Here is a 13,249-nt window from a genome sequence, read left to right on the forward strand (position 1 = left end):
TACACAAAGCATAGTATAACCGATTTCGTTGCCTAAAGTCAATTGTTAAATAAAACTATAAGAAAGGTGGCTTTCCTTTTTTTAGGTTTCAAGTTAGAATGGAAGTGAATAATGTAAGCGCTTTCTATTTATGCGTAAGGGGTGTAAGAAATGGATAAAACCAGAATGAGTATGGAAACTGCGGTAATTCACAAGGGGTATGACAGCTCAAAACATCACGACAGTTTAGCGACACCGCTTTATCAGACTTCGACATTTTCTTTTGCGACGGCAGAAGAAGGGGAAAATCGTTTCGCGGGCAATACGGATGGCAATATTTACTCCCGGCTCGGAAATCCGACAGTGCGTGTGCTGGAGGAAAGGATGGCCGAAATCGAATACGGCGAAGGGGCGCTGGCATTTGGTTCCGGAATGGCATCGGTAAGTGCGATTCTTATTTATCTGACGAAAGCCAATGACCATGTTCTTTGTTCGCGTGGGATCTATGGCTGCACATTTGGGCTGCTTGAAATAATGGAAGAAAAATACGGCATCACCCATGACCTTGTTTCTATGACTACTGAAGCGGAGATAGAAGCTGCCATTAGACCAGAGACGGTTTGCATTTATGTCGAAACGCCGATCAACCCTACTATGGAGCTTGTAAATCTGGAAGCGGTAATCAAAGTCGCAAAGAAACATGGCTTGCGTGTGGTAGTGGACAATACTTTCTGCTCGCCTTATTTGCAAAACCCGCTGAAAATGGGTGCTGATTTTGTTCTCCATAGTGCAACCAAATATCTCAATGGCCATGGTGATGTAATCGGAGGAATACTGGTCGGCAAAGACGGCGAAGAAATGCAGCATCTCCGGATGACTGTCCAGAAAGATGTCGGCGGCATCATGTCGCCGTTCGACGCGTGGTTGCTTTTAAGGGGGCTTAAGACGCTGCATGTCCGGATGGACCGCCACATTTCAAACGCTGAAAAGGTTCTGTTTTTCTTGCAGCAGCAGCCTGGCGTCAGTAAGATCTTTTATCCGACCGATGCCAGCCATCCTCAATATGAATTGGCTCAGAAGCAGATGAAAAAAGGCGGAGGCTTGATTTCATTTGAACTGGAGGGCGGCAAGAAAGAAGCGCAGAAGTTCATGAACGCTCTGGGGCTGATTAAAATTGCTGTCAGTCTTGGGGATGCCGAAACGCTGATTCAGCATCCAGCTTCAATGACACATGCGGTGGTACCGGAAACAGTGAGGGAATCCATGGGGATAACGGATTCATTGCTGCGTCTATCAATCGGATTGGAGTCCAGCGACGATATTATCGCTGATCTGGCAGAGGCATTTGAAAAAGTGGCTCCAGAAGCGAAACTGCAGGAAATATAAATAAGTCCACCGCATAAATTAAAAAGGCAGTGAAATTAATAAAGCCAGAAGAGCGTCTCCGATGCTTTTCTGGCTTATTTCGTTGCCTGGAGTAAATCGGAAGGACATTTGGCTGAAAGATTGATTTTATTTTAATGAAAATGTTGATGTAGAAGGAGAATGTGCTATATTAACTATACTAAATTAATCGATTTGAACCTGAAAAATGGAAATACTTTAGAAATGGTAAAGAAATGTGATGTTTTGCCGATAACATATTGAATGAGTCTGTAAAAAATAGAAATACACTGGATGAGGTTGTATACATGACATTACATAGGAAATACGACAATTACATAAGTGAAACAGAGAGTATGAAGTCCAGGTTCACCAGCAGAATCGGAGATGCGATCGGCTGGGGCAATTTAGTGGGAGGCTTCATCTTCGGACTATACATGCTCTTGGATTCACAAAAAACCTCTTTTCTGGAGTATCCCGTCCCCTTCGGAATGATCATTTTGGGGCTTTTATCGCTGTGGGTCAGTAAACAGCAAGGAAGCGATAAAGTGCGTCCGCATGTTTATCTGCTGAATTACATGCTGTTTCCGCTGATTCTTTTGTACTTCATAGAAGATGCGGCGACAACCATCTGGTCCCTGACTTTCCTCTATCTATTGATGGCGATGGCTTTGCAAAGCCGGCGGATGCTGCTTTACTCTTTCGTTTCATCGATGGTGGGATTAAGCATCCTGATGATGACGGCTCCGAAACAATTAACGGTTTTATTGGGCATTGAAGACCATATTATCCGGATGATTCTGTTTTCGATTGCCGGCATTATCGGTCTGATTGCCGTCTATTCAGTAAAGGACAAAGAAAAACTGTTATACCATTACATTCATAAAGCGGAAGAAACCGCCTATCTCGATCCGTTCCTGAAAATACCGAATCGTTTCGACTTTAATTTATATGTCGATCACGAATTAAAAGAATCCCAGCTTTTACTTTGGAAACTGGAATTAAATCAATTTCAGTCGGTATATGATGTTCTTGGACATCAACGGACGGATGAATTGCTGTTGATGGTAAAACAAAGGCTTGAAACAAAAATGGCCGATGGTACGTATTTGGCAAAAGGGGAAGGCAGCACATTTCTTGGTGCTACTCCAAACTTCGAAGCTGACGAACTGGATTCAAACTTAAAGGAAATTCTGCGTTACCTGACTGCACCGTATGACCTGTTTGGCCATGATTATCAGTTGAATTTCAATATTGGTGCTGCACTATCAGGACCTGATGGAGACTCCAGCGACGAACTGATGCGCCATGCGCAATTTGCGCTGGACCAGGCAAAGCTTGATGGCATAAACCAAATCGTGTTTTCGTCTGATAAATTAAAAAGCAGCACAATGAACCAGGTACAGATATCAGAAGCTCTTTATCAGGCGAATCTGGATTCTGAGTTTCATGTGGTGTACCAGCCGCAAATTGAATTGAAGACCAACCAGATTATAGGAGTGGAAGCTTTGATCCGCTGGAATCATCCCCAAATGGGTATGATTTCTCCGGGTATATTCATTGAAATTGCCGAAAAGAATGGTTTCATCGTGCCGCTGGGCAAATGGATTCTTGAAAAAGCATGCTGGGAAGTTCAGATGCTGTCTGATTCCATTGGACGTCCATTGAAACTGGCCGTAAACGTGTCATTCATACAAATTCGCCAGGATGGATTCGTGGAAGAAGTATTGCAAATCCTGAAAAAGATCGGCTTCCAGCCGGATCGCCTGGAAATTGAACTGACCGAACGATCTTTATTCGAGAATCGGCCGGAAGATTTGGCTAAAATCGATGCGCTGCGGGCAAAAGGCATCCGCATTGCAATTGACGACTTCGGCACCGGTTACTCATCATTCGGCATTCTGGCAAAAGTTCAAGTGGATAAAATCAAGGTTCCACGCGATTTCATAGAAAATGTCGACAGCAATCAAAACAGCCAGCGAATCGTTACGACGATCGCATCGATGGCAGACCGCTTCCAATTAACCTGCCTGGCGGAAGGGATTGAACGTTTAGAAGAAAGCAATTTTCTTCATCAGCTGATCTGCCAGGAAGTTCAAGGCTATTATTATGCGAAACCGGCCGTGATCAACCAAGTGGAGAAATGGCTGGCGATGCCTCGCGAAACGATTATCAGCACAATAGCTGCCAGCCGCAATGAATCTGTCGCGGAATAGAAAAAGCCGGAAATCCTGAATGGATTTCCGGCTTAATTTTTTATAGGTGGCTCATCAGAATTTCGGTGAAAGCTTCCAGGCCATCCTGGTCTTCTTGTGTAAAACGGCTAAGTTCGGGGCTGTCGATATCGAGAACTCCGATCACTTCGCCATCTTTGACCAACGGAATGACGATTTCCGAACGGGATGCGGCATCACACGCGATGTGGCCAGGGAATTGATGGACGTCTTCGACGAGCATCGTCTTTTTCTCGGCAACAGCCGTACCGCATACGCCTCGTCCGACTTGAATGCGTACGCATGCCGGAAGACCTTGGAACGGCCCAAGAACCAGTTCGCCCTCTTCCATTAAATAGAAGCCTGCCCAATTGATGCGTTCAAGAAATTGGTTGAGCAAAGCGGCCGCGTTGCTTAGATTGGCGATTCTGTTCGTTTCGCCTGTAAGAAGCGCATCCAGCTGCTTGCCGAGCATTGAATATTGTTCAGTGCGTGTTCCGCTGTAATCTGTTTGAGTAAACATGGGGACCCTCATTTCATAATATGGTGGATTTATTATAGAGTTTTTCGTAATGCTTATGCAAGCCTGCGACACTATGGGCATCAGAACCGTAGACCAGAGGAATTCCCAATGATTCCGCGTAGGGAAGATAATTCTGAGGCGGATAGGATTCCTGGCAGCCTGGTTTTGAGAAACCTGCGCTGTTCAAATCAATTTCATATCCAGCTGCGGCGATGTGACGGAACAATTTTTTAATGCGATTGCTGTCATCTATCTTTTCACCGTGATCTAGCTGGAATTTGTGTATCAATGTCGGGTGTCCGATTCGAGTCGGCTTGTACAATCCCAAATCTGCTGAAATTGATAGTTCCACTGCATCGTAGTACAAATCATATAAAGCGGAAGTTGAGCCCGCAATCTGAGCCGCATCCTTAAAGGCCTCTTTACTGAAATCAATGCAGATATATTTATCCGCAAGCTTCAAGAAATGGACAGACAGGATCGAATCGTCAAGCATCGGACCGAATTCATCGAAGAAGATTCTGGTTTCATCTTCGTAGCCTTCGATGTAATCGACTTCTAGGCCTGTGCGGATTTTGATGTCCTTTTTATATTGGTCCTTCACTTTGTTGACGGCTTCCAGGTAAGCGGATAATGTTGCCAAATCCATCCCGCTGTCCTTATCAGGAGTAGTGTCTTCAAAAGAAGAGGGGAGGGGAGCGTGTTCTGTAAAACTGATATCTGTAAATCCGGACGCAAGAGCCTTTTCGACATAGGCGGTTAAAGCGTCTTTAGTGCCGTGGGGGCAATAAGGCGAATGGATGTGCGCATCTCTTTTCATGGATCGACCTGCTTTCGATTAAAATGAAAAAAATTCTCTTTTTTATTTGATTTTCGCGAACACAAGCGTAAATTACATGTTAAAATAGAAGAATCTAGATATTTTAATTACATAGAGCTGGAAATGTGATTTTGAACAGGGGGCTACATGACTTATGGTGAAGTATATCATCATTGCGGTCATCATTCTATTAGCGGTAATTATCGTCGGCTTTATGTTTCGAAAGAAGCATCACGCGGAAATTGAACGCTTGGAACAGTTAAAACTGCAAATACAAAATAAACCGATATTGGAAGAACTGACAAAAGTGAAGCAACTCAACATGAACGGCCAGACGGAGGAAATGTTTGAACGCTGGCGCGCGACATGGACTGAAGTGATGGATGTACATATCCCGCAAATCGATGGCATGCTTTTCGATGCGGAAGATGCTGTCGACCGCTTTAAATTCGGCAAGGCGACTGTATCCGAAAACAAAGCGGAGGAAAAAATCGACCAGGTCGACCGCCAGATGAATGAAATTCTCATTGAACTGGAAGAACTGATCGGCAGTGATGAAAAGAATCGCAGTGAAATGGATCTTCTCAGAGACCAATACAGACAAGCGAGAAAAAGCCTGCTGGCTCACCAGCATTCCTATGGTGCCGCTGCCGGACCACTTGAGAAGAAGCTGGAAACGTTCACTCCCTTATTCGAGGAATATGATCAATTGACCGCCTCAGGCAATTACTTGAAAGCACGTGAGATTGTCATCAATTTATCTGGTGAAGGAAAGAACATTTTCCGGCTGATTGAAGTCATCCCGCCGCTGCTTGCTGATATCCAGTCCAAGATCCCTTCCTATATACATGAGCTGCGCAGCGGAATCCGGGAAATGGAATCGCAAGGCTATTACCTGGAGCATCTGGAGATTGCTAAACAGCTGGATGGAATGGAAAAGGAACTGGAGGCTGCAAAAGAACAGGTGATCAATTTGAATATTGAAGAACCGAAGGATGCAGTTGAAGAAATGAAAGAAAAAGTGGATTCCTTCTATGAACTTCTTGAAAACGAAGTCGAATCCAAACACTATGTCGATCAGCATAAAAATGATACTGCAGGGACACTTGAGAAAGTGACACTGGAAACACGTGAAATGTCCGACGAATGTGCGGTTGTGCAACAAAGCTATAAGATCTCTGAAAATGACGCGAAAATCCCTAAAACCTGTTTAGAAGCACTTGAAGAATTGCAGAAACGTTTCGACTTGCTCGAATCCCGGACGAACGAAGACCAATCTGCATATTCCAGCCTTCAGCAGGAATTGAGTGAAATTCGTTCGGAACTTGAGGGCTTGAATTCGACTCAAGGCACTTTCTCTGAATCCCTGAAGAGCCTGCGTACGGATGAACATAAAGCCCGCGCAAGACTCGAAGTCCTGAAGCGGAAATTGCAGGAAACGGACAGAATGCTTCACAAGGCCAACACGCCAGGAATCCCGGAGGAGATGGATGTCAGACTTGAAGAAGCGGAAGAAAACTTGTTCGTTGCAATGCAAGGCCTGCAGGAAGTTCCGTTGAATATGAAATTGGTTGACAATTATTTGGTGAAAGCCGAAAGGTCCATTGAAGAAGTCGAGGAAAAAGCGGTTGAAATGGTTGAGAATGTCCAATTGATCGAACGGATCATCCAGTACGGAAACCGTTACCGCAAAACAAATCCTCAGATGAACCAGAAATTGATGGAAGCTGAAGAATCTTTCCGTCAGCTCCGCTACACAAAGGCGCTTGAAGAAGCTGCGACCGCAGTCGAAAACTTTGAGCCAGGATCCATGAAGCGGATTGAAGTGCTTGGCAAGGAAAGTGCTTGGAGAGTTTAGTAAGAAAAGCGACGGCACCCGTTTAGCTCTGACAAGCATAAGACGAATCAGCGTAGTGGCTTTAGTCACGCAGCTGATTTGGCTTATGACTCGAAGAGCTGGGTCGCCGGAGTCTGGACACAGAAAAGCGGAAACGGCCGCACAGCTCCGACAAGCGTAAGACGATTTGGCGAAGCGGCATGTTTTCAGCCGCACAGCCAAAGTGGCTTACGACTCGAGGAGTTGGCCGTTGGAGTCTGGACACAGAAAAGCGGAAACGGCCGCTCAGCTCCATTAAGCTCAGAAACAGTTCAAACAAAAAAATTAAAACCACCAGCCCCCGAGCTGGTGGTTTTCTTTTCGGAGGTAGTCAATTGATTTATTTGGATAATAGTGCCGCAACACAGCCCCATAAAGAAGTCCTGGAAACTTTCGTGAAAGCCAGTGAACAATATTATGGAAATCCTGCATCTCTTCATAAAATAGGCAACGATGCTGAAAACCTTCTCGAATCAGCGCGAAAACAAATCACGCAAATCTTGAATATGGATCATGCAGTTTTCACTTCAGGAGGCACAGAGTCGAATAATCTCGCCATTCTGGGTACCGCCGCGGCTTATGCCCATCGTGGGCGTCATATCATTTCATCGAATATTGAACATGCTTCTGTATTGAAGCCCTTGGAAGAACTTGAAAAGCGTGGTTTTGAAATTACACGGCTTACCGTCAATAAATCCGGCCATATCAATTTGGATGAACTAAAGAATGCCTTGAGGAACGACACGATTCTCGTTACTTTAATGCATATCAATAATGAAATCGGCGTTATCAACCCGATTGCTGATATTAAGAAGCTGTTGAAAGGAACTCGGACTTTCCTGCATACAGATGCGGTTCAAAGCGTCGGAAAGGTTCCACTGGATAAAGAGGATATGCCGGATCTATTAAGCTTTTCGGCACATAAATTACATGGGCTGAAAGGCAGCGGAATTCTGGCGTTCAATGATGTTCAGCCAGCAGCGATCCTTTACGGCGGCGGACAGGAATTCGGCTATAGAAGCGGAACTGTCCCGGTACCTCATGCAGCAGCGGCGGCCAAAGCGCTCAGAATTGCTCAGCCGAATCCGCAATTCATGGACTGGAATAAAAGCTTGCGGGAGTTTTTCAGCAGTTTTGATGATATTATGGTCATCAGCCCCGAAAATGCAGCACCGCATATTTTATCTATCGCCATGAAGGGCGTTAAAGGTGAAATATTGGTTTCAGGTCTGCAGGATGAATCCATCATCGTCTCAACGTCAAGTGCGTGTTCATCGAAAAACAAGAGGACAAGCCATGTGATTGAAGCGCTGGATATTCCGCCTGCTTATCGGGACGGCGTCATACGAATAAGTTTTGGCGCATTTACGGATCAGCAGGACATCAGTGATTTTCAGCAGGCATTCAAAAAGGTCCATCGGATAATCAAAGGAGTTTAATGGAAATGAAGACTAAACAAATTCTCGTCAGATATGGCGAGCTCTCAACAAAAGGTAAAAACAGAAGTTCTTTTATCGGACGCCTTCGGGATAATATCCATCACACATTCAATGATCTTGGCAAATTGCAGATCAAAGCTGAACGCGACCGCATGTTCATCAATTCAGACAGTGAAGAGGATATGGAAAAAGTGATTGCAAGATTGCCCAAAGTTTTTGGCATCCAGTCATTCAGTCCCGTCACTGAAACTGAATTATCGCTTGAAGCGATGCAAACAGCCGCGGTTGCATTGATCGGTAAAATGGATATTCAAGGAAAGAGTTTTAAAGTCTCAGTGCGTCGAGCCAATAAAGATTTCGATCTTCAAAAACCGGAGATTCTGCATGGAATCGGCTCTGTTGTGCTGCGGGCTTATCCGGAACTGTCAGTACAAATGAAAAATCCGGACATCGAATTGAAAGTGGAAATACGTGAAAAAGCGGCGTATATGACTGCAGAAGTGATCAAAGGAGCAGGCGGATTGCCGATTGGAGCGGGAGGAAAGGCGCTGCTTATGCTGTCAGGTGGTCTCGACAGTCCGGTAGCGGGTTACCATATGCTGAAAAGGGGAGTCCGTTTGGAGTTGATCCACTTCTTCAGCCCGCCGTTCACAAATGACCGGGCGAAAGAAAAAGTCTTCGATTTGGCTGAAAAGCTGAGTGAATTCGGCTCTTCCGTGAATCTTCATGTTATACCATTTACGAAGCTTCAACAGGAAGTGCATAAACAGGTTCCCGATAACATCACCATGACTTCAACCCGGAGAATGATGATGCGTGTCGCGGATAAAGTATTGGAAGCTACAGATTCAAAAGCCATCATTACAGGTGAAAGCCTTGGGCAAGTGGCGAGCCAGACCTTGGAAAGCTTATATGCAATTAATGCAGTAACCAGCACACCGGTTTTGCGGCCGTTGATTTCGACAGATAAATTGGAAATCATTGATACAGCCATGCGAATTGGAACGCACGATATTTCAATCAGGCCTTACGAAGATTGCTGTACCATTTTCACGCCGGCAAATCCTAAAACGAAACCGAAACTTGAAAAAGTGGAATTCTACGAAGGATTTGTCGCTTTCGATGAATTGATTCAGGAAGCAGTCGATGAACGGGAAATCATCAAATTCCCCAGACCGAAAAAAGATGAATTCGAAGATATTTTGTAAAGGCCGCCTATAGCGGTCTTTTATTTTTGGTTAATTATTTTGAATAATAAAATTATTGCGGTACAATATTAAGGGTAGAAAGCAAATCATTCAAGGGGGTTTCAGCATGAATCGTGAAGCATTGGTAGCGCCAAGAGATTATAATTTAGTGGATGAAATCGAAAAGTTCGCAGATGGCAGCCGGAAGACGGCGCTCATTTGGGAAAATGACAAAGGCGACTCGAAAAGGGTCACTTATGATGAACTGATGTCAGCGGCCAATAAAGCGGCCAATAGTTTCGAGAAGGCAGGTTTGCAAAAAGGTGACGTAGTATTGGTCATGGTACCCAGGCTGATTGAAGCATATATTACATATATCGGAGCGTTGAAAGCGGGGCTGGTCGTCATTCCGAGTTCAGAAATGCTCCGTGCGAAGGATATTTCCTATAGGTTGAATCATAGTGGAGCAAAAGCGGTAGTCGCTTATGAGCCCTTCATGGACCAATTTGGTGATGTACCCGAAATGGAACGGACAGTGAAATTCGTGATCGGCAATTCCGTCAGTTCCTGGATCTCTTTGACGGAGGAAATGGAAAGCGCTTCTGAAAAGTATGAAAAAGCCGCAACCCATAACGATGATATGGCTTTTTTGTCTTATACTTCCGGCACTACCGGTAATCCTAAAGGAGCGGTTCACAGCCACGGCTGGGCTTATGCGCATCTTCGGACTTCGGCAGAGCATTGGCTGGGAGCGAAAGAAGGCGATCTGGTTTGGGCTACAGCCAGCCCGGGATGGCAAAAATGGATTTGGAGCCCGTTCCTTGCAACATTGGGAAGCGGCGCTACAGGATACGTATATAACGGAAAGTTTGATCCTGACACATATTTGCGTATTCTTGAAAAACAGAAAATCAACGTCCTTTGCTGCACACCTACAGAGTATCGCCTGATGGCAAAGCAGAAAAACCTTGCCGATTTCGATTTGTCTTCACTTCACAGTGCCGTATCTGCAGGCGAGCCATTGAATGCGGAAGTCATAAATGTTTTCAAGGAGCATTTCGGTCTGGAAGTCAGAGATGGCTATGGGCAGACTGAGAACACATTGCTTGTAGGCGTCATGAAAGGGATGGAAATTCGGATCGGTTCCATGGGCAAGCCGACACCGGGCAATAAAGTGGAAATCATCGACGAGTTCGGGAATCCTTGTAAGACAGGAGAAGTCGGTGATATTGCGGTGCATTCTGAGACACCGGCATTATTCAAAGGTTATTTTAATGATGATGAACGGACGAAAATGCAATTCCGTGGCGATTACTACGTTACAGGAGATAAAGCGTCCAAAGACGACGATGGCTATTTCTGGTTTGAAGGGCGGGGCGATGACATCATCATATCTTCCGGCTATACAATCGGGCCTTTCGAAGTGGAGGATGCATTAGTGAAACACGCTGCAGTGCAGGAATGTGCAGTAGTCGGTTCACCGGATGAAGTGCGGGGGACGGTAGTAAAAGCTTTTGTTGTCCTGGTGGAAGGCATTGCCCCTTCTGAAGAGCTTATTAAAGAGTTGCAGGATCATGTAAAGGAATTGACTGCTCCTTATAAATATCCGAGATCCATAGAGTTTTTGGAACAGCTGCCTAAAACAGCTTCCGGTAAAATACGTCGTGTAGAATTGCGCCAAAAGGAAATGAATAAGTAAACATAAGACAGCCGGTAAATAACCGGCTGTTTTTTTATTGCCTTAGCATGGCTTGAAGCCTATAATTGAATAATATTTCGATATTGAAAATAAAATAAGAATGGTGATAAAGATATATGGCAGATGAGAAAAAAGGAATCATTTATACGATTTTGACTTACGCGATGTGGGGTGTGCTTCCGATCTATTGGAAGCAGCTTGGACATGTTCCAAGCGACGAGATCCTGGCAGCGCGAATTTTTTGGGCTTTCTGGGTGACGGTGGCTTTTATTTTCGTCATCGGCGGCCATAAAAAGCTGTTTGCAGACCTGAAATCCTTATGGAAATCAAAAAAAGCCTTTTTTACATTGATGCTGGCATCGTATTTGATAACGCTGAACTGGTTCCTGTACATATTCGCGGTGACCAATGACCGAATCGTTGAAACGAGTATGGCGTATTACATCAATCCATTGGTATCGATGCTGCTTGGCGTTTTCTTCCTGAAAGAGAAGCTGACGCCCGCCATCAAAATCGCATTTGTATTGGCCGCGATCGGCGTTGGCATCCTGACCGTTTCCTATGGCGCATTTCCTTGGATGGCTTTGGGTATGGCATTCAGTTTCGCGTTTTATGGCCTGATTAAAAAGACCATCAAATTGAATGCACTCCGCGGGCTCGCTCTGGAGACCTTGTTTGTATTGCCGGTGGCAACAGCCTTCTATGTTTACTTATTCGTAATTGACAGAGCGGCATTTACAACAGTGAACATTGAAACGGATGGATTGCTGATTTTGAGCGGAGCTGTCACAGCATTGCCATTGGTGCTTTTTGCTACCGGTGCGCCTTTGATTCCGATGTATATGATCGGTTTCCTTCAGTATATCGCCCCGACGATGATGCTCATAATCGGTGTATTGATGTACGGAGAGGAATTCAACCGGACCAGTTTGATCTCTTTCTCATTCATCTGGGTGGCGCTGATTTTATTCACAGCTTCCAAAATGGCGGAAGCCAGGAAGATCCGGCGTGAAAAAGTGTCACATCCCATCGCCTACAGTAAAAAACAATGAAACATTTTCAACGTTAAAGCGTATAGCTAGTAGAGAAATAAAGGAGGAATTTTTATGAATACAAAAAGGTGGATCGCACTGGTTATTGCTGCTGCAGTGCTTGTGATATCACTATTGGTCAACTCTGTCTTTGCCATGTTCCAAAGTGATTTTGCCGGCAGTTTTGATGAATTGATGGCGGTTGAGTCCAGTCAGTTTGAAGAAACGGTCATCGAACAGGGCAGCGCCAATTCGCGAATCGCAGTTCTTGAAGTTGACGGAGCCATTCAGGATACAGGAGAAGCTTCACCTTTGTTTGGAGCAGCCGGCTATAACCATGAATTCTTCATGGGTCAACTGGAACAGATTAAAGAAGATGACAGCGTCAAGGCAGTCATGCTGAAAATCAATTCACCGGGAGGCGGTGTGGTGGAGTCAGCTGAAATCTATGACAAAATCACGGAAATCCAGGAAGAAACCGGCAAGCCGTTCTATGTTTCAATGGAAGCGATGGCAGCTTCAGGCGGCTACTATATCGCTGCACCAGCCGATAAGATTTTTGTAAATAAAGAAACGCTCACAGGTTCGATTGGTGTCATTATGCAAAGTGTAAATTATGGGGAGCTGGCAGAACGTTATGGTGTGGATTTTGTAACGATCAAGTCTGGCCCTTACAAAGACATCATGAGCCCTACCCGCGATATGACTGAAGAAGAACGCGAATTGCTCCAGGAAATGCTGGATGATTCCTACCAAAGCTTCGTGGATATCATCGTTGAAGGCCGTGACATGCCGGAAGATGAAGTCCGCGCTGTGGCCGACGGCCGGATCATGAACGGACGCCAGGCTGTAGAAGCGAATCTTGCTGATGACTTCGGATATGAAGAAGATGTAATTGCAGCGCTGCGGAACGATTTCAAACTAGCGGATGCGGAGGTTTTCAAATACGGCGTGTCCCAAAGCTGGGGTTCTTTGCTTAACGTGAAAGTTCAATCACTGTTCGGAAACGATATCGAAACGCAGATGCTGGCGAAGCTGATGACTGAATACAGCTCACCACGTATGATGTATCTTTACGGTGACAAATAAGGAGGGGCGA

At 45.1% G+C, this 13,249-nt stretch carries 10 protein-coding genes; 8 read left to right on the plus strand and 2 right to left on the minus strand.

Going from position 1 to position 13,249, the window contains the following annotated elements; all coding sequences use genetic code 11:
• Nucleotides 1–150 precede the first annotated feature (150 nt).
• On the plus strand, nucleotides 151–1,365 hold the full coding sequence (gene megL / locus D2910_RS00425) for a methionine gamma-lyase (RefSeq protein ID WP_117312048.1): 1,215 nt from the start codon (nucleotides 151–153) through the stop codon (nucleotides 1,363–1,365).
• A gap of 305 nt (nucleotides 1,366–1,670) precedes the next feature.
• Nucleotides 1,671–3,578 (plus strand): putative bifunctional diguanylate cyclase/phosphodiesterase, encoded by a 1,908-nt coding sequence (locus D2910_RS00430; RefSeq protein WP_084246525.1) that lies wholly within the window; start codon nucleotides 1,671–1,673, stop codon nucleotides 3,576–3,578.
• A gap of 40 nt (nucleotides 3,579–3,618) precedes the next feature.
• On the opposite strand, the gene D2910_RS00435 is transcribed toward D2910_RS00430, so the two are convergent.
• Both D2910_RS00435 and hisJ read right to left on the minus strand, forming a co-directional pair.
• Entirely contained in the window at nucleotides 3,619–4,098 is a 480-nt protein-coding gene (locus D2910_RS00435) for a GAF domain-containing protein (RefSeq protein WP_117312049.1), read from the minus strand.
• Between the two features lie 13 nt (nucleotides 4,099–4,111).
• Nucleotides 4,112–4,918: a histidinol-phosphatase HisJ gene (gene hisJ, locus D2910_RS00440; RefSeq protein ID WP_117312050.1), complete on the minus strand. Its 807-nt coding sequence runs from the start codon at nucleotides 4,916–4,918 to the stop codon at nucleotides 4,112–4,114.
• Between the two features lie 154 nt (nucleotides 4,919–5,072).
• On the opposite strand from hisJ, the gene ezrA reads away from it, so the two are divergent.
• The 6 genes from ezrA (at nucleotide 5,073) to sppA (ending at nucleotide 13,239) form a co-directional block, all read left to right on the plus strand.
• Complete coding sequence (ezrA, locus tag D2910_RS00445) at nucleotides 5,073–6,776, plus strand: septation ring formation regulator EzrA (protein ID WP_084246519.1); 1,704 nt, start codon at nucleotides 5,073–5,075, stop codon at nucleotides 6,774–6,776.
• Nucleotides 6,777–7,129: 353 nt separating this feature from the next.
• On the plus strand, nucleotides 7,130–8,233 hold the full coding sequence (locus D2910_RS00450; protein ID WP_117312051.1) for a cysteine desulfurase family protein: 1,104 nt from the start codon (nucleotides 7,130–7,132) through the stop codon (nucleotides 8,231–8,233).
• Between the two features lie 5 nt (nucleotides 8,234–8,238).
• Nucleotides 8,239–9,441, plus strand: coding sequence for a tRNA uracil 4-sulfurtransferase ThiI (gene thiI / locus D2910_RS00455; protein WP_117312570.1), 1,203 nt, complete (start codon nucleotides 8,239–8,241; stop codon nucleotides 9,439–9,441).
• 106 nt (nucleotides 9,442–9,547) lie between these two features.
• A complete protein-coding gene (mbcS, locus tag D2910_RS00460; protein ID WP_117312052.1) occupies nucleotides 9,548–11,119 on the plus strand; it encodes an acyl-CoA synthetase MbcS in 1,572 nt (523 codons plus the stop codon).
• A gap of 116 nt (nucleotides 11,120–11,235) precedes the next feature.
• Nucleotides 11,236–12,171: an EamA family transporter RarD gene (rarD, locus tag D2910_RS00465; RefSeq protein ID WP_117312053.1), complete on the plus strand. Its 936-nt coding sequence runs from the start codon at nucleotides 11,236–11,238 to the stop codon at nucleotides 12,169–12,171.
• Nucleotides 12,172–12,225: 54 nt separating this feature from the next.
• A complete protein-coding gene (gene sppA / locus D2910_RS00470) occupies nucleotides 12,226–13,239 on the plus strand; it encodes a signal peptide peptidase SppA (protein WP_117312054.1) in 1,014 nt (337 codons plus the stop codon).
• Nucleotides 13,240–13,249: the final 10 nt, after the last annotated feature.

Source organism: Planomicrobium okeanokoites (assembly GCF_003428875.1).
Lineage (GTDB): Bacteria > Bacillota > Bacilli > Bacillales_A > Planococcaceae > Planococcus > Planococcus okeanokoites.

Bases quoted from the DNA above. Each gene is read 5' to 3' on its own strand.
- sppA (WP_117312054.1), top strand. From the start codon at position 12,226: ATGAATACAAAAAGGTGGATCGCACTGGTTATTGCTGCTGCAGTGCTT.
- thiI (WP_117312570.1), top strand. From the start codon at position 8,239: ATGAAGACTAAACAAATTCTCGTCAGATATGGCGAGCTCTCAACAAAA.
- D2910_RS00430 (WP_084246525.1), top strand. From the start codon at position 1,671: ATGACATTACATAGGAAATACGACAATTACATAAGTGAAACAGAGAGT.
- D2910_RS00435 (WP_117312049.1), bottom strand. From the start codon at position 4,098: ATGTTTACTCAAACAGATTACAGCGGAACACGCACTGAACAATATTCA.
- megL (WP_117312048.1), top strand. From the start codon at position 151: ATGGATAAAACCAGAATGAGTATGGAAACTGCGGTAATTCACAAGGGG.
- hisJ (WP_117312050.1), bottom strand. From the start codon at position 4,918: ATGAAAAGAGATGCGCACATCCATTCGCCTTATTGCCCCCACGGCACT.
- mbcS (WP_117312052.1), top strand. From the start codon at position 9,548: ATGAATCGTGAAGCATTGGTAGCGCCAAGAGATTATAATTTAGTGGAT.
- rarD (WP_117312053.1), top strand. From the start codon at position 11,236: ATGGCAGATGAGAAAAAAGGAATCATTTATACGATTTTGACTTACGCG.
- ezrA (WP_084246519.1), top strand. From the start codon at position 5,073: ATGGTGAAGTATATCATCATTGCGGTCATCATTCTATTAGCGGTAATT.